The sequence below is a fragment of the Bacillus sp. FSL R5-0709 genome (genome assembly GCF_038004785.1).
Lineage (GTDB): Bacteria > Bacillota > Bacilli > Bacillales > Bacillaceae_G > Bacillus_A > Bacillus_A mycoides.
In genome coordinates, this window is the sequence record NZ_JBBORT010000001.1 from 448620 (window position 1) to 470375 (window position 21756).

The 21756-nt window shown below is 34.9% G+C and carries 21 protein-coding genes; 14 read left to right on the forward strand and 7 right to left on the reverse strand.

Features of this window, described 5'->3' with window-relative positions; all coding sequences use genetic code 11:
• Positions 1 to 107 precede the first annotated feature (107 nt).
• Together MKX37_RS02315 and lepB are read left to right on the forward strand one after the other, a co-directional pair.
• Entirely contained in the window at positions 108 to 788 is a 681-nt protein-coding gene (locus MKX37_RS02315) for a lysoplasmalogenase (RefSeq protein WP_002029577.1), read from the forward strand.
• Positions 789 to 1075: 287 nt separating this feature from the next.
• Entirely contained in the window at positions 1076 to 1612 is a 537-nt protein-coding gene (gene lepB, locus MKX37_RS02320; RefSeq protein WP_002029576.1) for a signal peptidase I, read from the forward strand.
• Between the two features lie 43 nt (positions 1613 to 1655).
• On the opposite strand, the gene MKX37_RS02325 is transcribed toward lepB, so the two are convergent.
• Positions 1656 to 4439: a tetratricopeptide repeat protein gene (locus MKX37_RS02325; RefSeq protein WP_002125014.1), complete on the reverse strand. Its 2784-nt coding sequence runs from the start codon at positions 4437 to 4439 to the stop codon at positions 1656 to 1658.
• 476 nt (positions 4440 to 4915) lie between these two features.
• On the opposite strand from MKX37_RS02325, the gene MKX37_RS02330 reads away from it, so the two are divergent.
• The gene (locus MKX37_RS02330) at positions 4916 to 5509 is read left to right on the forward strand and encodes a DedA family protein (protein WP_002029574.1); all 594 of its coding nucleotides are present in this window, start codon (positions 4916 to 4918) and stop codon (positions 5507 to 5509) included.
• Positions 5510 to 5523: 14 nt separating this feature from the next.
• Here the strand turns inward: MKX37_RS02330 and MKX37_RS02335 are convergent, their stop codons facing one another.
• The 3 genes from MKX37_RS02335 to MKX37_RS02345 form a co-directional block, all read right to left on the reverse strand.
• Entirely contained in the window at positions 5524 to 5952 is a 429-nt protein-coding gene (locus MKX37_RS02335) for an EamA family transporter (RefSeq protein WP_002029573.1), read from the reverse strand.
• Positions 5953 to 6059: 107 nt separating this feature from the next.
• Positions 6060 to 6206, reverse strand: a complete 147-nt coding sequence (locus MKX37_RS02340) for a BH0509 family protein (protein ID WP_000817786.1) — start codon at positions 6204 to 6206, stop codon at positions 6060 to 6062.
• A gap of 155 nt (positions 6207 to 6361) precedes the next feature.
• The gene (locus MKX37_RS02345; RefSeq protein WP_002010256.1) at positions 6362 to 6778 is read right to left on the reverse strand and encodes a pyridoxamine 5'-phosphate oxidase family protein; all 417 of its coding nucleotides are present in this window, start codon (positions 6776 to 6778) and stop codon (positions 6362 to 6364) included.
• A gap of 179 nt (positions 6779 to 6957) precedes the next feature.
• On the opposite strand from MKX37_RS02345, the gene cax reads away from it, so the two are divergent.
• Complete coding sequence (cax, locus tag MKX37_RS02350; protein ID WP_002125016.1) at positions 6958 to 8013, forward strand: calcium/proton exchanger; 1056 nt, start codon at positions 6958 to 6960, stop codon at positions 8011 to 8013.
• An 81-nt stretch (positions 8014 to 8094) separates the two neighbouring features.
• Positions 8095 to 8892: a YfkD famly protein gene (locus MKX37_RS02355; protein ID WP_002125017.1), complete on the forward strand. Its 798-nt coding sequence runs from the start codon at positions 8095 to 8097 to the stop codon at positions 8890 to 8892.
• A 192-nt stretch (positions 8893 to 9084) separates the two neighbouring features.
• On the opposite strand, the gene yfkAB is transcribed toward MKX37_RS02355, so the two are convergent.
• The gene (gene yfkAB, locus MKX37_RS02360) at positions 9085 to 10212 is read right to left on the reverse strand and encodes a radical SAM/CxCxxxxC motif protein YfkAB (protein ID WP_002125019.1); all 1128 of its coding nucleotides are present in this window, start codon (positions 10210 to 10212) and stop codon (positions 9085 to 9087) included.
• Positions 10213 to 10425: 213 nt separating this feature from the next.
• On the opposite strand from yfkAB, the gene MKX37_RS02365 reads away from it, so the two are divergent.
• From MKX37_RS02365 to truA, 6 genes are all read left to right on the forward strand, one after another.
• Positions 10426 to 10608 carry an SE1561 family protein gene (locus tag MKX37_RS02365; RefSeq protein WP_002010264.1) on the forward strand — a complete coding sequence of 61 codons (183 nt, stop codon included), beginning with the start codon at positions 10426 to 10428 and terminating at the stop codon, positions 10606 to 10608.
• Between the two features lie 353 nt (positions 10609 to 10961).
• The gene (fumA, locus tag MKX37_RS02370; protein WP_078422273.1) at positions 10962 to 12485 is read left to right on the forward strand and encodes a class I fumarate hydratase; all 1524 of its coding nucleotides are present in this window, start codon (positions 10962 to 10964) and stop codon (positions 12483 to 12485) included.
• A gap of 126 nt (positions 12486 to 12611) precedes the next feature.
• A complete protein-coding gene (pdaA, locus tag MKX37_RS02375; protein WP_002029593.1) occupies positions 12612 to 13394 on the forward strand; it encodes a delta-lactam-biosynthetic de-N-acetylase in 783 nt (260 codons plus the stop codon).
• Between the two features lie 59 nt (positions 13395 to 13453).
• Positions 13454 to 14317 carry a DNA-3-methyladenine glycosylase family protein gene (locus MKX37_RS02380; protein WP_002125025.1) on the forward strand — a complete coding sequence of 288 codons (864 nt, stop codon included), beginning with the start codon at positions 13454 to 13456 and terminating at the stop codon, positions 14315 to 14317.
• Positions 14318 to 14327: 10 nt separating this feature from the next.
• Complete coding sequence (gene rlmD, locus MKX37_RS02385; RefSeq protein WP_002029595.1) at positions 14328 to 15707, forward strand: 23S rRNA (uracil(1939)-C(5))-methyltransferase RlmD; 1380 nt, start codon at positions 14328 to 14330, stop codon at positions 15705 to 15707.
• 83 nt (positions 15708 to 15790) lie between these two features.
• A complete protein-coding gene (truA, locus tag MKX37_RS02390; protein WP_002125027.1) occupies positions 15791 to 16528 on the forward strand; it encodes a tRNA pseudouridine(38-40) synthase TruA in 738 nt (245 codons plus the stop codon).
• Between the two features lie 53 nt (positions 16529 to 16581).
• On the opposite strand, the gene MKX37_RS02395 is transcribed toward truA, so the two are convergent.
• Both MKX37_RS02395 and MKX37_RS02400 read right to left on the reverse strand, forming a co-directional pair.
• Positions 16582 to 16779 carry a hypothetical protein gene (locus tag MKX37_RS02395; protein WP_002125029.1) on the reverse strand — a complete coding sequence of 66 codons (198 nt, stop codon included), beginning with the start codon at positions 16777 to 16779 and terminating at the stop codon, positions 16582 to 16584.
• Positions 16780 to 16860: 81 nt separating this feature from the next.
• Positions 16861 to 18264, reverse strand: coding sequence for a sigma-54 interaction domain-containing protein (locus MKX37_RS02400; protein WP_002186862.1), 1404 nt, complete (start codon positions 18262 to 18264; stop codon positions 16861 to 16863).
• Between the two features lie 301 nt (positions 18265 to 18565).
• Between MKX37_RS02400 and MKX37_RS02405 the strand changes: the two genes are divergently transcribed.
• From MKX37_RS02405 to MKX37_RS02415, 3 genes are all read left to right on the forward strand, one after another.
• Complete coding sequence (locus MKX37_RS02405; RefSeq protein ID WP_002010281.1) at positions 18566 to 18820, forward strand: biotin/lipoyl-containing protein; 255 nt, start codon at positions 18566 to 18568, stop codon at positions 18818 to 18820.
• 106 nt (positions 18821 to 18926) lie between these two features.
• On the forward strand, positions 18927 to 20348 hold the full coding sequence (locus MKX37_RS02410; protein ID WP_002125032.1) for an amino acid permease: 1422 nt from the start codon (positions 18927 to 18929) through the stop codon (positions 20346 to 20348).
• A gap of 95 nt (positions 20349 to 20443) precedes the next feature.
• Positions 20444 to 21718 (forward strand): acetylornithine deacetylase, encoded by a 1275-nt coding sequence (locus MKX37_RS02415; RefSeq protein WP_002169222.1) that lies wholly within the window; start codon positions 20444 to 20446, stop codon positions 21716 to 21718.
• The last annotated feature ends 38 nt before the right edge of the window (positions 21719 to 21756 follow it).

The window sequence follows — 21756 nt, forward strand, 5'->3', positions numbered from 1 at the left end:
TAAAATGGAAGAACAGTATTGTTCTTCTTTTTTTACATAGAAAAAGGAGAACGTGATATATGTAACGAAAAAAGATAGAATAAAGCATTTATTGAGGAGAACATATTATGAATGTACTTTACATTGTGTTAGTCGGGCAAATTATTCTTTTTTTAATGGGAGCAATTTATGCAATAGGACAGACGAAGAGAACGAGAAATAATATGCCGTTACCTTTAGCAGTTCGTCTTATTCTTAGTTTTTCTTTAACAGGAAGTGCAATTTGGATATGGTTACAAGATCCATCGGCTGAGTACAGTACGTGGGTTGCACTCGGTATGACTTTATCAACTGTAGGGGATTTATTTATGGCAGGATTAATTCCAATTGGTCATCGATTAATTGGAGGAATGGTTACTTTCGCTCTTGCACATTGTTTCTATGTGAAAGCATTTTTACAAACAGGTATTTCATGGAATGGTTTTTGGATCGGTTTATTCGTATACGGACTCTTTCTAATTATAGGGTGGTTTTTCTTTATTCGAAATGAAAAACAAGACAAACTTTTTACAATAGGCGCTCTAATTTACGGTTTGTGGGTTGGAGGAATGGCATGTTTTGCATTCGCCTTATATTACGAGAATATAGGAATATGGTGGATACCAGCACTTGGTGGTTTACTGTTTGTGATTTCTGATTTTATTATCGGCGTGACAGATATCGGAGGGCGCAAACTGAAGTATGAACCGCTTTGGATTTGGTTTACATATGTCGCAGCGCAGATGTGTATTGTATATGTAGGATTATAAAAAGATACTCTCAAAAATAGTTGATAGACTATTTTGAGAGTATCTTTTTTATTGCTATGCTATTATATTTGTTTGTTTAATTTGTGCAGTATCTTATACTTTCTAAGCATAAATTTCATAGGAAAAGTCCTGTTTGATAGATGGAAAACATAGTATATAAAAATAGTGAATTTATAGGGATTATTATTTTTATATTTGTAATATTCTGATGTTATAATTCAGAATTTTGTGGAAATTAACCAGTCGGAGTACTTATAATAAAAATAAAAAGATGATGAGATGGTGGAATGATGCAAAAGAAAAAATGTTTGCGTGAATTCTTTGAAATAATTGCAATTGCATGTTTATTAGTGTTTTTGGCAAAAATCTTTTTGTTTTTCCCTACGACTGTAAAAGGAGCATCGATGAGGCCGACGTTACAAGATGGAGATAAAGTAATTATTAATAAACTTGCAAAGAGATTTGAAAGTTATGAGAGAGAGGATATTATTGTCGTGAAGACAGATAATTTCTATGTGAAGAGAGTTATTGGATTACCAGGAGATGTAATTGAGATGAAGAATGATCAATTATATGTTAATCATCAAGTGAAAAATGAAGAGTATTTAAAGAATAATAAAAAACAGGCAGAAAAATTACTTATCAATTTAACTGAAGATTTTGGACCGATTACAATTCCTAAAAATAAAATTTTTGTGATGGGAGATAATCGTTTAGTTAGTAGGGATAGTAGGAACGGTTTAGGGCTCATTGATAGAACAGAAGTATTAGGAAAGTTCATGGCGATATATTATCCATTTGAACATGTGAAAATTGTAGATTAAAAATAAGAAAAACCAAGCGAATTAGTTGCTTGGTTTTTCTTATTTAAACAGTTGGTGTTTTATTTATTGTTTCTTGTGAAGCAATATGTTCATTATTTTGGTCGATATTTAACATGAATTTTCGTTGTAACAATTGCAATTTAAAGAGTGTTAAAGGATCATGATAAGTTTCTGGGTTTGTTCTTAGCTTTGTTAATGTTTGCTCATCTTCTTGTATTTCAAGTTGGGCCGCTTCTACGGTTTGTTTCAATATGCTAAGAGGGTCTTTAAAGAACATCATGATATCCCGTTCTAGCGCACCTTCAAATACTTCAAATTGAAGGAAGAATTGTTTTGAAATCATCTGAGCAACTTCTGTATAATCTTCTGTTTCAATATATTGTTTATATTTATTTGATAGCATAGATTGATTTTTTTGCATATTACCGAATAATTTCCCTGCACTCTTTAAGAAAAATTGTGTCGGTGTAAAGCGTAATAAAATATTGATGTTAGCTACTGTAATTCTATTCGTCATTCTTGCAACATCTCTATCCCAGTCATCTAGTAATTTGAAATCACAAGGAAGTTTAATACGCTCTTCCTCATAAAGCTTATTAAAGGTATCGCTCATTTCATCTAAATAAGCTTGAGCTTGAATGAATTCATTATGAGCAGTTTCAATCCATTCTTGAATAGACCCAGTAAATTTAGGAAGAAGCACTTGCTGTACATGTTTTTGAATTCTTTCATTCATTGCTACATTTAGTTCTTCATGGACCAGTTTGAAATCACTATCTTCTTGAACGAGGTCAGAGCAACTCTGCAACAATTCAGGAATTTGAGAATGTATATCCTGCGTAATCTCTTCTTTCGTTAAGAGATAAGATTCTGTAATAGAACGAATTTTATCTTTTTGAATGGCAGTAAGATTATTAATAAAACCATCAAGTTTTACTAAAATATGTTTATTCCAGCGAACGGATTTCACTAACGTATTTTCTAATTCCACACGCTCATTTACAAGGTATGCAATTGTTTTTTGGATAAACCATAATAATTTTTCAATGCGTTCTTTTTCCACGTTACGCTTAGTAAGGTTAGAAAGAATAGAGTCTGTTACGTTACCTAGCTGTTCACTACTCTCTTGTGAAGGAGAGTAAGGGAAAAAGTGTGCTTCTGGGAAATGTACGAGTATTTTCTTTTTAATGCTGTTCGTGATATTTTCACTAGTATTCGTATCAATTGTTTGTAAGACGAATTTAATTTGTAAATTTGGTACTTGCTCACGAATATATAATAATGTATCGAGCTCTTCATCATGTAATGGTGAAGCTGAATTTAGGACATAGATGAGACTATCTGCTGCCTGTAAGTATTCAAAGTGAGAGCTGTTTTTGTCAAGTTGTCCATGCACAGTAGGTGTGACAAGGAATGAAAACTTATTTTTTCGTAAAAATCTACTTGGTAATTTAACTTCAATACATTTTCTTTCTAGTTTTGACTGAGAAGGTACCGCTAGTATGTTATGAAGTTCGTCAAAGTTTGGTATATTTCGTATATCTAGTTCTGTAAGCTCAGTTATTTCAGTTTGACTATCATCTTTAAATGTAATTGAAGTTGTTATAGCCTCATTTAATATATTTTCTCCTAGTATAGAGTTAATAAAGGCTGATTTATCATAATCGCTAGCTCCTGCTACTAGAAGTTGTGTAACAGTTAAATCGTATAACTCACGAACAAGTAGTGTGAATTGATGACCTAAATCTACATCATTCTTCTCAGCCCATACAGCAATCGTTTCAAATAATGCTGATACGTCTGCCATATCAACATTTGCATGAGCTGATGCATTTGAAAGTAAGGCACCTGCGCTTTTTACGAGTAATGATTCTAGAGTTGTCGGTGAAACTTCATTCCATGCTAATACTGCTGCGGAGACAAGTAAAGAATCTTCCGCTCTCATTAAACTAAACCAATTTGTTAATAAATCTGGTACAAGTCCTTGTAATTCGTGCATGAAATGTTGTCCAGTAATCAATTCGAAGTACGTCTCTTGATAGCGAGTAGAAATTTCATTCCAATCGTCATGAGCATCTACTTCAACATGTAAGAATAGGTGATTTATTGTTTGAATCCAAGGGAGATGGAATGATTCATTTTCATAGCTGTTCCAAAGTGAGATAACAAGCTCTTTAAATTGAACTTGATCAATTGTATATAAGGCTTTTAAAGATTCATAGAAATACTCAGGTTTAATTTTTTTAGTAAAGCCTCTGTTCACATAATTGATTAAAGTATCGAACCAGTGTAATGATTTTGTTCGAATTCCTTCTTGAACAGCGAGTTCAATAGCATTATTCCAATCTTCTTGTTTTTCATAGAACGATCGAGCGATTGCAGTAATATTTGGATAGTCTGGTTGAAATGCAACAGCCTCGCTAATCGTCTTAAATGCTAGTCCTAAACGATTTTGCTCTATATAAAGGGAAAGAAGTTGTAGGGAAACTTCCATTGTAAGAGTTGTATCTTCTGTTTGGATAGATGTATAAATTTCTTCTGCTTTTGGCAAGAAATCTAATTCGAAATAAGCATCTGCAATATTCTTCATAGCCCAGAGAGCAAGTTCATTATTTACTTTCTCCCATTTGAATATAGCGGCTTCAAAGTCGTTAGTTTGAAAATAAACTTCACCTTGTGCAAAGCGAATATTAGATATATTGGAGAATTCATTTTTTGATTCATTTATATATGCTTCACCGAGTACTTCCGCTACCGGAATGGAAGAGTCTTCTGTTAAAAATGTTTTATAGTAAATCTTTTGGATAAATTGTTTTTCAATGGTCATGTTCGTTCCCCCTGTATAATTTAGAAAAATGATGTTGTATGTAAAAGGGTGCATGTTACTCTAATAGGTAGAAGTTGCATTATATAGACCAAACTATGTTTTTGCTAGATATATCATTTTTCTTGAGAGTTAAACCGTTGCAAAAAGTAACTTCCCTTTATTGTAACAAAAAAATAAGCCTATGAATTTTTATTTTTTTATCTCGCTATTTATAGGCAGTAAGACTCCTACTCCAAAATTGAGCGAATGCAAGGAAGTTAAGTGGGAGACCTGCTGCCCGTAAAATCCCGATTGGTTCAGGCTAATAATCAGTGGGGATGGATAAAAAACCACCGATTAAATCTCTATTTAAGGAATGGAATAGAAGTAGAGTTCATTATAAAAACAATGTATAGTGAATATGTATACCATGTTTGTCTTAAAGATAGAATGGGCACAATATGGGATAACGATCGTGTATAGGATGTGTCTTCCGAATGGAACAACATATTGGCGAGTTAATCGCACATTATGGATATTTTGGAATTATTATAGCTTTAGCTGGCGGGATTGTTGGATTACCTATACCGGATGAGTTTTTATTGACTTTTATTGGATATAACATTTCAAAAGGAGTTATGTCAGGAACAGCTGCTTTTTTAAGTGGAATGGCAGGTGCAATGCTTGGCATTACATTAAGTTACATATTAGGTTTAAAACTTGGGCTCCCTGTTTTAAAAAAATATGGTCCGAAAGTTAGAATTAAGGAACATCATATTGAAAAAACACATATTTTATTTGAAAAATACGGTCCATTTCTTTTAATGATTGGCTACTTTATACCGGGAGTACGTCATTTAACAGCATATTTTGCTGGAGTTTCAAATTTAACATTGTGGCGATTTTGTTTGTATGCTTACGGTGGTGCACTAATTTGGATAAGTGTTTTTATTGGCTTAGGTTGGAAACTGGGAGAGAAGTGGCGCTTTGTTGAATATAGTTTACATCATTATGGAATATGGATTTTATTAGTTTCGGCAATTGTAATATTGATTGTGTGGATTTACATAAGGAAAAGAAAAAACCGCTAATAATAGCGGTTTTTTTAGCTGAAAGCAATAAATAATACACCAGCTGTAATAAAGACTACACCAATACCGGTCATAAAGTTTAACTTTTCACCTAATATAATCATCGCGAGAATAATGGAAAATACTACACTTAATTTATCGATAGGTGCTACTTGTGAAACTTTTCCTGTTTTTAACGCAAGAAAATAAAATAGCCATGACGAAGCACCAGCGATTCCACTTAATGTGATAAATAGCAGTGCTTTTTTATTTAGGAGGACATCACCGATATTTTGAAATTTACCTTGTATAATAATAACTCCTACCATAAATAATGCCATAATAATAGAGCGAACCGTTGTTGCGACGTTGGCATCGATTCCATCTAAGCCAATCTTTCCGAAAATAGATACGAGGGCAGCAGCAATTGCTGATAATAGTGCGAATAATAGCCATGAACTCATAGTGAAACTCCTCCAATCTTACATTATTATACATGAAAATCATTCTCATGTATAAAAACGAAATAAACCCCCGCCCTATATTTTTAATAAGGTGGGGGTTTATTATACTACTCTGCTATTTCTTCATATAAAAAGTACGTTACATTATAAATATGCTCTACTTCATCATCCGTCATAAATAATAATTCGTCACGTTCAATCCCTTTTTTCTTTTCAATAAACTCAATCATGTTTTTTCGTTCTTCTCTTTTCATCAATTTTAATTTCTCCCCTCAATCTGTTTTAATACAGTTTATTTAAGTTACTGCTATTATATAACAGAATCTTTAGAAAGTTCCACCTATTTTATTGTTTTTTTCAGAAGAATCTTTCGACAAAACAAGCCCACCTAAGGGGGCTTGTTTTTATTTTATAGTCGTAAAAACTCGGGCTCGGTTGTACCAGCACCATCGATGTAATAAATTGTATCGGGATTGATTTTTATTAGTACGTAATTAGGGTCTTCCGCACCGAGTAACCAGCGTTTTAAGCTATTAGTCCAAAATTTGTTTTTTAATGTTTGATCTTCTTCGATGGAAGCTATACCTTCAACTTCAATGTAATCCTCATCTAATTTCTTTCCTTCACGTCCAAGTAGTACATGTACATTGGAATTTTTTTCAATATCTGTTATCTTTTTTGAATTTCGATCTGTTGCAACATATAGTACAAAATCTTCGTGGAAAAACATCATAAAGGCGCTATGTGGCTTATCGTTACGTACAGTAGATAATACACCAGTGCGTTGACCTTGAATAATAGTTGCGATTTTTTCTTTTAAGTGCATATTTTTAGCCTCTTTTCATAATTCATAATTTTTTCTGTCTGGACAAGATAATTTAAATATCTTTCATACTGTTTTCTTCAATCCGATTTTTTAAACGTAATTGTGATGAAATCGGACAAGTTAGGAGATGAATAATAATAATATCGAGGAGAAATACATACGATGGAAGGATGAAAAGCATGTTTAATAAAATATTTCTTATAGTAGCGCTTATAGGTGTACCACTTTCTGTGATCGGAAAAACACTTCATTGGCCACAAACTATTATGTTTGCTGTATACTGCATTACTATTATTGCATTAGCTGGTTTTATGGGGAGGGCGACAGAAAGTTTAGCAATTGTTTCTGGGCCTCGGATAGGTGGTTTATTAAATGCAACTTTCGGTAATGCCGTGGAACTTATCATTTCAATTTTTGCACTCCAGGCAGGATTAACAGAAGTTGTTTTAGCTTCCTTAACTGGTTCTGTACTTGGAAACTTATTACTGGTAGGAGGGTTATCCTTCTTTATAGGTGGCCTTAAGTATAAAAGACAAAGTTTCAATGTTTATGATGCAAGACATAATTCAGCTTTATTAATATTTGCTGTTGTCGTAGCCTTTGTTATTCCAGAGATTTTTTCAATGAAGATGGATGCTGGAAAGACGTATCAATTAAGTATTGGTGTTTCTATTATCATGATCATTATGTATCTTGCTGCATTGCTATTTAAGTTAGTTACGCACCGTGGTGTATATCAACATAAAAGTGATGAAGTAGCGCATGAGGAAGAGCCAGAGTGGTCCAAAGGTAAAGCGCTACTCATTTTAGCGATAGCAACACTTGCAGTTGCTTATGTGTCAGAGGCACTCGTACATACTTTTGAAACGGTCGCAAAGTCGTTTGGCTGGTCAGAGTTATTTATAGGGGTTATTATCGTTGCAATTGTTGGTAATGCAGCAGAACATGCATCTGCGATTATTATGGCATATAAAAATAAAGTAAATATCGCAGTAGAAATTGCAGTAGGTTCTACATTACAAATCGCCATGTTTGTTGCTCCTGTATTAGTACTTCTTTCGATGCTTTTTGCACAAAAGATGCCTCTAGTATTTACAATACCAGAACTTGTTTCTATGATTACAGCTGTTTTCTTAACTATCGCCATTTCAAATGATGGGGATACAAACTGGTTTGAAGGAGGCACTTTATTAGCTGCGTATGTCATTATGGGAATTGGTTTTTATTTATTATGAAAAATAGGGATAACAATGCTTCAGAGGGAAAACACTAAATACAGTAATTTATATACCTTTACATAGGAAGGAGCCAGACAGGTGAAACGAGTATACAGCATATGTCTTTCAACCATGGTCTCGTTTATTTTATTATTTCCTAACAGTAGTTTTGCAAAGACAACGGTAGAAGTAAAAATGCCTTCATCTGTTTTAAATATTTCAAAGGATAATACATTTCCAAATGACGCACAAGATTTACCGCGTTTACAGCCGAGTAAGTTTGCGCAAGAACTATTGAAAACAGCAAATATCAAAATTGAAAACCCAGATTTAATTCGAATGTTTAATGAAACGACAATTTCGAATGCACCGCTTGCAGTAGGGTACCGAGCGAAAATTTATTTAGGGCAATGGGCATTAAATTATGAGTCAATAGACACATCGATTAATTGGGAATATAAGCAAGTAAATCGAAATGTATATGATAATCGCGGAGGGGATCGCTTATACCCACTTCGCTATAAGCAAGAAACCCAAAAGACAATCGAAGGTGATTTAACAGCAGATATGAAAGATACTACAGATGTGAAAAAAATGATGCTTCTAAAAGCGCTTGAAAAAGTACAATTGCCACTTTCATTTAAAACAACCATTGGTTATGGTACCGGACATGAGCGTGTTTATAATATTAGTCCAAGTCAACTTGGATATTTATATGCGTATACACCAGCAGTAAATGAAAAAGGAAAAGTAACATTTGGAGAAGTCTACCTTGTGTTAAAAGGGAATCAAAAAAAGCTTGTCGTGAAAAATATTACATCTCAAGGAATTGGAGCCGCTATTCCAATTCATGATCATTTATTTTTTAAATTTGTTTCTTCATCGCATGCACAATGAAATAAAAAACGTCAGCCTATAAGCTGACGTTTTTTATTTATCCCGCTATTTGCGGGCAGTAAAACTCCCACCTCAAAATTCGGCTGGAGCAAAGAAGTTAGGTGGGAGGCCCTGCTGCCCGTAAACTCCCGATTGGTGTGGGCTAATAATCAGTGGGGGATGAACAAAACAACCACTGATTAAAGTTTCACTTTATAACATAATGTTTGATGTTTTTGATAAGAAATCTTCTTTTGGATAGTAGCTATTTTTTACAAGAACGTTTGGTCCAAGGCATTTCACGGCAGGACAATGGCAACTTAATGATTTTGCTGTTTTTGAGTCACACCATTTGTCGTAAGCTTCTTGTAGTGTATTTGTTTGTACATTACCTAGAAGCGGGACATCACCGAAGTCGGTCACGATAATATTTCCATCGAAAATATTTACGTTCAAACGAGAACGACCATCTGGATCATTGCGGACAGTTACATTTTTACTTTCATGTAATTTCTTTAGTGTAGCTAAATCGTGTTCATTATCACTACATGCATAGAAAGGTAATGTTCCGAATAACATCCACACATTTTCATCACGGATCTCTAATAAATGTTCAACTGCATTTCGAATTTCTTCTTTTGTTAAAATTTCAAGTGTGCTAGCGAAGTCACTCGGATACATCGGGTGAACTTCATGACGTTTACAGCCCATTTCTTCAACGATTTGACGGTGAATATGTTCAATATGTGGTAGAGTTCGTTTGTTTAACATAGTTTCGGCTGATACGAGTACACCTGCCTCTGATAGAGCTTTACTATTTGTAATCATTCTTTCAAATAATTTAGCGCGCTGTTCATAAGTAGGCTTACGCTCCATCATTGCAAATCCGCCTTCAACGAAGTCATCGATTGTTCCCCAGTTATGTGAAATGTGCAATACATCTAAGTAGGGAATAATTTGTTCGTAACGTGCTAAATCTATAGTTAAGTTTGAGTTGATTTGAGTGCGAACGCCTCGTTCATGGGCGTATTTTAAGAGTGGTGTTACATAGTTGTCGACGGATTTTTTTGAAAGCATAGGTTCTCCGCCTGTAATACTTAAAGAACGTAAATGAGGAATCTCATCTAATCGTTTTAATAAAAGCTCCATCGGAAGCGGGTTTGGATCTTTCGGCTGTAATGTGTAACCAACAGCGCAATGCTCGCAACGCATATTGCATAACGTCGTCGTTGTAAACTCAACGTTTGTTAATAGTAGTTTGCCGTACTCTTCAAGGTCCATATACGCTTCCCATGGATCGTAAGAAGGAGTAATCGGCTTCATTATTTGTGATATCGTCATATGAAATACTCCTTTGACTATTGAAATAACAATTTGTCCATTCTCTATAATAGAAGAATATGTGCTTTTTATAAAGTGAAACTTTTTTGTGAAAAAAGAGAGAGGGCTTACATTATAATGAATTACTGTGACGAAATTGATGAAATTACATGCCCATAGCAATCATTTTTGCGGTATAATAAAAGCAACTCGAATTAAAAGGAGAGTGCCTTCATGGGAAAAGCAATTCAAGGTAAAGATTCACAACTAGTATATTTGAAAGAACGTTTAAATATGTTCATTGAAGTAATTGATACGATTGAACCAGAAGAGGTAGAATTAGAAGATGTAGATCGTCTTCTTGCAATGTTAGATGAATTAGAACTGAAATGTGAGCAATTTAAAAAAGACGAATAATATATTAAAAAGGCTGCCACTACAAAATTGGCAGCCTTTTTCTGTACGGATAATAGAAGGAATATAGAAAAAAAGGTATAATCAAATTGTGAAAAATTTCATTTATACTTTAATAGCATGAAATAAAGTGAAACTTTACTCAGTGGGGGGGCATTCCCCACTGAGTATTAGCCTTCACCAATCGGGCGTTTACGGGCAGTTGATCTCCAACCTAACTTCTTTGCTCCACCTGAATTTTGAGGTGGGAGTCTTACTGCCCGTTAATGCGGGATAAATAAAAAGCTGAAGAGCATAACAATGGAATTTTCATCTCATAACGTTTTGGTAGCGTTCACAATTGAGGGGGAAGTACAATGGAAAAGCTTCAAGAAAGCATGTATCAACTAGTTGTTGAAACGTCAACGAACTTACCGAAGGATGTTCGTCGTGCGATTCAACAAGCGAAAGAGCGAGAAAATGCAGGGACTCGTTCAGCGATGGCACTTGGCACAATTACGAATAACATTAAAATGGCAGATGATAATATCTCGCCAATTTGCCAAGATACAGGGATGCCAACGTTTAAAATTTATACACCAGTTGGTGTGAATCAATTAAAACTGAAGGAAGCTATCTATAGTGCGCTTGAGCGGGCGACAAAAGATGGTAAACTTCGTCCAAACTCTGTTGATTCTCTTTTTGGAGACAATAGCGGAAACAATTTAGGACCAGGTACACCTGTTATTAAGTTTGAACAATGGGAAAAAGATTACATTGATGCACGTTTAATTTTAAAGGGCGGCGGTTGTGAGAATAAAAATATTCAATATAGCCTGCCTTGTGAAATAGAAGGACTTGGACGAGCTGGGCGTGATTTAGAAGGAATTCGTAAATGCCTTCTTCATGCAGTATATCAAGCGCAAGGTCAAGGGTGTAGCGCAGGAGTAATCGGCGTCGGTATCGGGGGAGACCGCACATCAGGTTACGAATTAGCAAAAAATCAATTATTCCGTACATTAGATGATGTAAATCCAGTTCCAGAATTACACAAGCTTGAAGAGTATGTATTAGAGAATGCGAATAAGCTTGGCATTGGTACGATGGGATTTGGCGGAGAAACAACTTTATTAGGTTGCAAAGTTGGAGTATATAATCGTTTGCCAGCGAGCTTCTACGTATCTGTTGCGTATAATTGTTGGGCATATCGTCGTCTTGGTGTAACAATTCATCCTGAAACAGGTGAAATTATGGATTGGTTGTACCAGGAAGGTGAAGATACACTTCAGCAAGATGCTGCGCAAGAACAAACAGAGCAGCGTGAAATCGTATTACAAGCTCCAATTACAGAAGAGCAAATTCGTGAACTTCGTGTTGGTGATGTTGTTACAATTAACGGCATGATGTATACAGGACGTGATGCGATTCATAAACATTTAATGGATAACGATTGTCCAGTAGATTTAAAGGGACAAATTATTTATCATTGTGGTCCAGTTGTAGTGAAAGATGAAAATGATAATTGGCAAATTAAAGCGGCAGGTCCAACGACAAGTATTCGTGAAGAGCCATATCAAGGCGATATTATGAAAAAGTTCGGTATTCGTGCTGTAATTGGTAAAGGTGGTATGGGTGCTAAAACATTAGCAGCTTTAGAAGAACACGGTGGTGTGTACTTAAATGCAATTGGTGGTGCAGCGCAATATTATGCTGAATGTATTAAAGAAGTGAAAGATGTTGATTTCTTACAATTCGGTATCCCAGAGGCAATGTGGCATTTACGTATCGATGGTTTTAAAGCAGTTGTAACGATGGATTCTCATGGTAAAAGTCTACATGCTGATGTTGATAAAACATCACTTGAAAAATTGGCGAGCTTTAAAGAACCTGTATTTAAGTAAAGAGAAGTGCATCTCGAATTATTCGAGGTGCATTTTTTTGGTATATATAGAAAAACATGTTCAGCATGAAAGAAAGCAGGGAAACAGAAACTACAGGTACGATTATATATGGAAAGGAGACTATTTATGAAATATAAATGGTTATATATAGGTCTCATTTTTTCAATTATGATGGCACTTGTTCCAGTTTCAACATTTGCTTATACGAATACACCACATAACTGGGGAATCCCACGTCCTAAAAATGAAACGGTGCCAGATGCAGGGAAACTATATACAGAATTACTACAAAAAAATGGTGGGTTTTATTTAGGAGATACGAAGAAAAAAGATATTTATTTAACATTTGATAATGGATACGAAAATGGATATACAGGAAAGATTTTAGATGTACTGAAGGAGAAAAAAGTACCAGCAACTTTCTTTGTGACGGGACATTATATAAAAACACAAAAAGATTTATTATTAAGAATGAAAAATGAAGGACATATTATTGGTAATCATTCTTGGAGTCATCCAGATTTTACAACAGTAAATGATGCAAAACTTCGTGAAGAATTAACGAGCGTAACGGAAGAGATTAAAAAAGTTACTGGGCAAAAAGAAGTGAAATATGTACGCCCTCCGCGAGGCGTGTTTAGTGAAAGAACGCTAGCGCTTACGAAAGACATGGGATATTATAACGTGTTTTGGTCGCTTGCATTTCTTGATTGGAAAGTAGATCAGCAAAGAGGATGGCAATACGCTCATAATAATGTAATGACTATGATTCATCCAGGATCTGTTTTGTTACTTCATGCAATATCAAAAGATAATGCAGAAGCACTTGCGAAAATCATTGATGATTTGCGCGAGAAAGGGTATCATTTTAAAAGCCTAGATGATTTAGTAAAAAGCAATCAACCGTAAGCATGTATGCTTGCGGTTTTCTCATGCTATAATGATGTGTAAAAAGGATGGGGAAACGTATGTGGAGCGAACATGTTACGTTAGAATATCCGTACCATTTTGAGGAAGTACTAAAGCGTTTATCTTTCGACCCGTTAAACGTTATTCAATTAGACGAGAAAGTAATTTATGTCCCGCTTTTTATAGACGAAGAACAGATTGTTGTTCGTTTGCAAGGGATTGGTACTGTTCAAAATCCACAGTTTTGGATCTCTAGTCAGGCAGGAGATCAAGAGAAAGTAATGAAACGAATGAGATCCATTTTTCACTGGAATGAACCGTTTCAAAATATACAAAATCATTTTTTAAACACATCATTACGTCCACTATTTGAAACATATGCTTATACTCCAATTATTTTAGAATTTGATTATTTCGCTTGTCTTCTTCGCTGTATTATTCATCAACAAATAAATTTGAAATTTGCTACTGTGCTAACAGATCAATTTGTAAAACGATATGGGACAGAGAAGAACGGCGTTTTCTTTTTCCCAACACCAGAAAGAGTAGCAAACATTTCAATAGAAGAATTGAGAGAGCAGAAGTTTAGTCAGCGAAAAGCCGAATATATAGTAGGATTAGCAAAACATATTGTAGGCGGTAAATTAGATTTAGCAAGGATACAAAACGAAACAGAAGAAGAAGTATCGGCACAATTGTTACCAATAAGGGGTATTGGAGCATGGACAGTGCAAAACTTTTTAATGTTTGGGCTTGGTCGGAAAAATATGTTTCCAAAAGCAGACATTGGAATTCAGCGCGCAGTGCAAGGTGTATTTCAATTAGATAATAAGCCTGATGATGCATTTTTAGAAAAAGTGAAACAAGAGTGTGAACCATATTGCAGTTATGCAGCGTTATATTTATGGAAAAGTATAGAGTAGAGGTGTAATAATGATACAAAAGCAACAAGAGAGTAAGTTGGAAGTTGGTCAAACGTTTCCTGTGACAATTAAACGTCTTGGGATTAACGGAGAAGGCGTTGGTTATTTTAAGAGACAAGTTGTTTTCATTCCAGGGGCATTACCAGGAGAAGAAGTTGTTGCTGAAGCAACGAAAATTCAGCGTGGCTTCGCTGAAGCGAAAGTGAAAAAAGTTCGTAAATCCTCACCACATCGTGTGAAAGCACCATGTTCAGTATACGAGGAGTGTGGTGGCTGTCAATTGCAGCATTTAGATTATAAAGAACAATTAAATCAAAAGCGTGATATCGTTGTACAAGCATTTGAGAAGTACATGAATAACAGTCTGGAAGAGAAAATTCGTCCGACGCTTGGTATGGAAAATCCATGGCATTATCGTAATAAAAGTCAATTGCAAGTGGGGCGTAAAGACGAAAAGGTTATTACAGGGTTATATAAGCAAAACTCACATCAGTTAATTGATATTTCTCATTGCATGATTCAGCATAAAGCAACGAATGAAGCGACAAAAGTTGTAAGACGTATATTAGAAAAATTAAATGTTTCTATTTACAATGAGAAAAAACAAAAAGGTTTAGTACGCACAATTGTGACACGTACTGCAGTTCAAACAGGGGAAGTGCAAGTCACACTTATTACAACAAAAGAAGAATTACCAAATAAAGATCAATTTATCGCAGAAGTGCAAAAACAAATGCCAAGTGTTAAATCAATTATGCAAAACGTAAACTGGCGTAAAACATCTGTTATTTTCGGTGATAAAACATTTAAATTAGCTGGAAAAGAAGTAATTCAAGAAACACTAGGTGATTTATCATTTGAATTATCAGCACGCGCATTCTTCCAATTAAATCCAGAACAAACAGTTGTTTTATACGATGAAGCGAAAAAAGCAGCTGCTTTAACAGGAAACGAGAAGATTGTGGATGCGTATTGTGGTGTCGGTACGATTGGACTTTGGCTTGCGAATGATGCAGCGGAAGTACGTGGTATGGATGTAATTCCAGAAGCGATTGAAGATGCAAAGAAAAATGCAAAACGCCACGGATTCACAAATGCAAAGTATGAAGCTGGTAAAGCGGAACAATGGTTACCAAAGTGGGTAAAAGAAGGCTGGCGTCCAGATGTCATTGTTGTCGACCCACCGCGTACAGGTTGTGATGATAAATTACTTGAAACGATTTTAAAAGTGAAACCGAAACAAGTTGTTTACGTGTCTTGTAACCCTTCCTCATTAGCACGTGATGTGGAAACATTAATGGAGAGCTATGAAGTGGAGTATGTACAACCGGTTGATATGTTCCCGCATACTGCGCATGTAGAAAATGTAGTGAAACTTGTTAGAAAGTAACATTCAATAAGGATATGTCCCTCACAAAGCAGGAGCTATGTGAGGGTATATTTTATTTAGCGAATGGAAGTAAGGAGAATATAATGAACAATTATAAATTGACGATTCAATATGATGGTGCGCGTTATAAAGGGTGGCAACGTCTTGGTAATAATGACAATACGATTCAGGGGAAAATCGAAAGTATAATATCTGAAATGGTCGGAAAAGAAATTGAAATTATCGGCTGTAGTAGAACGGATGCTGGTGTACACGCTTTGAATCAAGTAGCTAACTTTCAAAGTGATGAGAAGTTAGTAGAACATAAAGTGAAAAAGTATTTAAATCAATATTTACCAAATGATATTAGTATTACGAGTGTAGAAGAAGTACCAGATCGTTTCCATGCTCGTTACAATTCTAAAGCAAAAACATATCTTTATAAAATTTGGAATGAAGAGCATACGAACCCATTTATGCGTAAATACAGCATGCACGTGAATAAACAATTAAATGTGAAAAGCATGAAAGAAGCTGCGAAACATTTAGTTGGTTCACATGACTTCACTGCCTTTTCAAATGCAAAGTCTAAGAAAAAATCTATGGTTCGAGAAGTGTATACACTTGATGTTTCCGAAGAATCAGGATTTGTACAAATTAGAGTAAGTGGTAACGGATTCCTTCATAACATGGTGCGGAAAATTGTTGGAGCATTAATTGAAGTTGGATTAGGGCAATTAGAGGCGGACGCAATTCCAAACATTTTAGAGGAAAAACAACGTAATCAAATTAATTGTCTTGCTGAGGCGAGTGGATTGTATTTGGAGAATGTTGAATTTTAATAATAAGTAAAAAAAATCGAGCTGATAAGGCTCGATTTTTTTGCACTCTGAAATTAAGAAGATTTCTCTTTCTTCATACGTAGCTTCAAATTCCAAAAAGCAGCAAGCATAATAGCTGCAAAGGAGCCGCTAATTGTGCCTAAGAGCTTTGCATGAGGAAAGCTGCTCATATCAATGAATAGTATTATACATAGAATGGTAGGGAAAAGACCTAAGTAGTGTAATAACTTCAACTTCTTATCATTACTCATATACATTGCCCCTTTCTAGCATATTATACGTTTATTATAACATATTTTACCAGTTTCTTTGCGCTTGGAGAAAGATTCATTTCATATGTGTAAGTGCAATTTTTTAATTCGATATTGTAAGTTTTGTCTACTCAATCCTAAAAATTTTGCGGCTTGTGAGATATTACCTTTATTTTCTTTAAGAATTTGATGGATATATTTCTTTTCCACTTCTTCGATTATACGTTTTAAAGTTTGTGGCGTATCAGTATTGTGACTAGTTAGCGGAGTCTGCATATTCAGTTCCTTTTTTGCTAGTTCGCGAAAGTGCGTTGGCATATGGAACGCTGTAATGATATCTTCATCTTCTATTAAGTTCATGGAGCCTTCAATTATATGTTCTAGTTCTCTCACATTACCAGGCCAATCGTATTTATAGAAGAAGTTATTTACGTTTAAATCTACATCTTTTACGCTAAGATCAAATTGGATATTGTATTTTTCAATAAAGTGTTGAACAAGATATGCAATATCTTCTTTTCGTTCCCGTAAAGGTGGAAGACATAAAGTAACAACGCTTAATCGGTAATATAAGTCTTGTCTTAATCGATTGTGTGCTATGGCTTCAAGAGGATCTTCATTAATAGTTGCTATAATACGAACATCAATTTCTTTTTCTTGTGTGCCTCCGATTCTTCGTATTGTTTTTTCTTGTATAGCCCGCAGCAATTTAGCTTGAAGTGCTGGGCTTAATGAGTTGATTTCATCTAATAACAAAGTTCCCCCATTTGCCTCTTCAAATAAACCAGGTTTATCTATTGCTCCTGTAAAAGCACCTCGATTTGTACCAAATAGTAAACTTTCCATTAAGGTTTCTGGTATAGCGGCACAGTTTTGCGAAATAAATGGTTTTGTTGAACGCTGGCTTTCATTATGGATGCTTTGCGCAAATAGCTCTTTACCGGTCCCTGTTTCCCCGATGATAAGTATGGAGGATGGCGTACGTATTACTCTCTTTGCTTCTGTAATGACCGATTGAATAGCTCTAGAATCACCAATTATGTGATCAAAGGTAAACTTAGTATTTTGTTTTCGAGAAAGGTTCGTTTTCATTGTTTGCTTTAAATGACTAATCTCTTTTGAAATTTCAATAGCGCCTTTAATTTTTCCATTTTCTATTATAGGAAAAGTATCGTTAATCGTCGTAATCTCTTGTCCTTTATTGTTAAAATACGTTTGTTTTATATTTTTGTTTGTTTTTCCAAGTTTTAAAGCCTCTATAAGAGTACTATTTTTATTTTCTTCAAATGCAAATACTTCTAAAGGATTTTTATCTAGCACATCTAAGCGATCCATTGATTCAATTTCCATCATTTTACGGTTATAGATAATCGTTTTACTTTCCTCATTAATAATATGGATCCCAATATCTAGTTCATTGAGTAAAGTTTCGTATAGCACATTCATTTCAATAATCTTTTTAAAATTGATTTCTTCTGTATGCATGTATTATCTTCTCCTCGTTATACCCTATGAAGACTGACTTTTTATAATTTTATTAAAATTCTCATAAAATCGCAAAATTTTTTTGCTATTTTCTCTTAAAAATTTTCAAATGATAGAAAATTTTTGCGGTTATGCAGATTTTTTTCGTAAGAAATACTAATTTTACATAGGTATTGAGGTTGGTACGTATTTTGCATGAATAGTAGTTAAGATCTCTAAATTTAAAGAGTAGGGGGATTATGAATCTTTATAGTGTATGCAACGTTTCAGTTTCAATTAATAAGAGGGAGGAATTTATAAAGTGAAGACGGTTATAGAAGGCGTGTATAGTCCTTGTTACGGGAAAGTAGAGAAATTATTTGTTACTGAAAGTTCTTACGTATATGAGTGGGAAAAATTAGCGTTAATTGAAACAATAGATAAGCAGCAGGTGGAAATTAAAGTGGGAATCAGTGGTTATATCGAATCATTAGAAGTGGTAGAAGGACAAGCTATCGCTGATCAAAAACTATTAATAACAGTGAGGGATGACCTTTTAATAACAGGTAGTGATTAATATAAGTAGTATGTATTTTTGCTCTTTTAAATAATTATTTTTACTATGAAGAATTTTAAAAACGCTTACATTAAATGGGTTTGCAAAGTGAAAAGGGGGGATTTATATGATGGATCAAAACCAGGGATTAAAAAGAGAATTGAAAAGTCGGCACATATTTATGATTGCACTCGGAGGGGTTATTGGTACTGGGCTTTTTTTAGGATCCAGTTATACAATTCATGAAGCTGGACCTGGAGGAGCGATTGTAGCGTATCTTGTCGGTGGATTTGTTATGTATTTAACGATGCTCTGTCTTGGAGAGTTAGCGGTTGCGATGCCTGATGCAGGATCGTATCAAACATATGCTACAAAACATATTTCACCTGCAGCGGGTTATGTAGTGGGATGGATGTCGTGGCTAAACTGGACGGCTACGATAGGCATTGAATTAATTGCAGTTAGTATATTAATGAAACGTTGGTTTCCAGATGTATCATCATGGATTTGGTGCGTAGTGTTTGCCGTATTGCTCTTTGTTATTAATGCGTTATCTTCAAGAAGTTTTGCGGAGGTTGAATTCTGGTTTGCAAGTATTAAAGTAATTACAATTATTGCATTTATCATTTTGGGCGGGGCAGCAATGTTTGGTTTTTTAGATATGAAAGGAAATGAACCAGCGCCGATGTTTTCTAGCTTTACTGATTATGGTGGATTGTTCCCAAATGGGTTATCAGCCATTTTAATTACGATGATTGCAGTTAATTTTTCCTTCCAAGGAACAGAACTAGTTGGTATTGCAGCTGGTGAGAGTGAAAATCCAGAGAAAACTATCCCAAAGGCAATTAATAATACAGTTTGGCGCATACTTATTTTCTTTGTACTATCTATTTTTATTCTTGCGGGACTATTTCCTTGGCAGCAAGCAGGAGTGATAGAAAGTCCATTCGTAGTTGTATTTGATAAAATTGGTATTCCTTATGCGGCTGATATTATAAATTTCGTTATTATTACAGCTGTACTATCAGTTGCGAATTCAGGATTATATGCAACTTCCCGTATGCTATGGTCTATGTCTAATCAAGGAATGATTAGCCCGATTTTTGGTAAGTTATCTAAAAACGGTGTTCCTATTTATGCATTGATTGTAAGTACGTTTGTAGGGTGTCTCTCATTACTATCAGGTATTTATGCGGAAGATACAGTTTATTTATGGCTTCTTTCTATTGCTGGGTTTGGAGCGATATTAGTTTGGGCATCTATTGCTTTATCTAACCTATTAGCTAGAAGGACATACGTGAAGCAAGGGGGAGATATTAAGGATTTGAAATTTAAAACACCACTGTATCCATTTGTTCCAATTCTTGCTTTAGTGTTAAATTTAACAGTAATTGTAGCTATGGCTTTTATTCCAGAACAAAGAATGGCATTGTATTGTGGTATTCCATTTATGATTGTTTGTTTACTGTTTTATCGTGCTACTAGAAATAAGAGAAGTAAAGTAGAACATACTGAAAAGACAAATACAACCGAATTAGAAAGTTTATAATAGTGATTAATTTGGAGACTGTAAGATTGTAAACAGTCTCTTTTTTTGTAAAAATAAAGCTGGAAACATACTACGTATGCAAAGGGGAATTAGCAATGAATCGAGAAGTTTCACAGCTATTAGAACAGATTGATTTACGAAAAGAGGAGCTACTAGAACTTACAAAAACTTTAATTCGTTTTGAAACACCAGCACCACCAGCAAGAAATACAAATGGGGCGCAAGAATTTGTTGCGGAGTTTCTAAAAAAACGAAATTTTAGTATTGATAAATGGGATGTATATCCAAATGATCCGAATGTTGTTGGAGTGAAAAAGGGGACAGCAAGTGAGTCACATAAAAGTCTCATTATTAATGGACATATAGATGTTGCAGAAGTATCAAAGGACGAACCGTGGGAAACAAAGCCGTTTGAGCCGTTTATAAAAGATGGTTGGTTAGTTGGGAGAGGCGCGGCAGATATGAAAGGTGGACTAGCTGGAGCCTTATTTGCTATTCAGCTTTTAGAAGAAGTGGGGATTGAATTACCTGGAGATTTAATTTTTCAATCGGTAATTGGCGAAGAAGTAGGAGAAGCAGGGACACTTCAATGTTGTAAGCGTGGTTATGATGCTGATTTTGCAGTAGTAGTTGATACAAGTAATTTACATATGCAAGGGCAGGGCGGCGTAATTACTGGATGGATTACAGTGAAAAGCCCGCAAACGTTTCATGATGCAACACGTAGACAAATGATCCATGCTGGAGGACGTCTATTTGGAGCGAGTGCGATTGAGAAAATGATGAAGATTGTCCAAAGCTTACAAGAATTAGAGCGTCATTGGGCAGTCATGAAAACATATGAAGGCTATCCATCTGGAACAACAACAATTAATCCAGCTGTTATTGAAGGAGGACGTCATGCGGCATTTATTGCGGATGAGTGCCGATTGTGGATAACCGTACATTTTTATCCAAATGAAACGCATGAACAAATAATAGAAGAAATAGAAGAGTATTTAGGAAAAGTGGCAGCAGCAGATCCATGGTTAAGAGAGAACCCACCACAATTTAAGTGGGGCGGAGAATCAATGATTGTGGATCGTGGCGAAATTTTTCCTTCTTTAGAAGTAGATAGCGAACATGTTGCTGTCAAAACGCTAAGTTCAGTACATGAATCTATTTTATCTAAAAATGCAATTTTAGATATGTCAGCAACGGTAACTGATGGCGGATGGTTTAGTGAGTTTAACATTCCAGCTGTTATTTACGGACCAGGTACATTAGAAGAAGCTCATTCAATAAATGAGAAAGTTGAAGTTGAGCAGTTAATTGAATTTACAAAAGTAATAACAGCGTTCATATATGAATGGTGTCATACAAAAAAATAGATTAGTATATTGAAATTGTACAGGTATGTACTTGTACG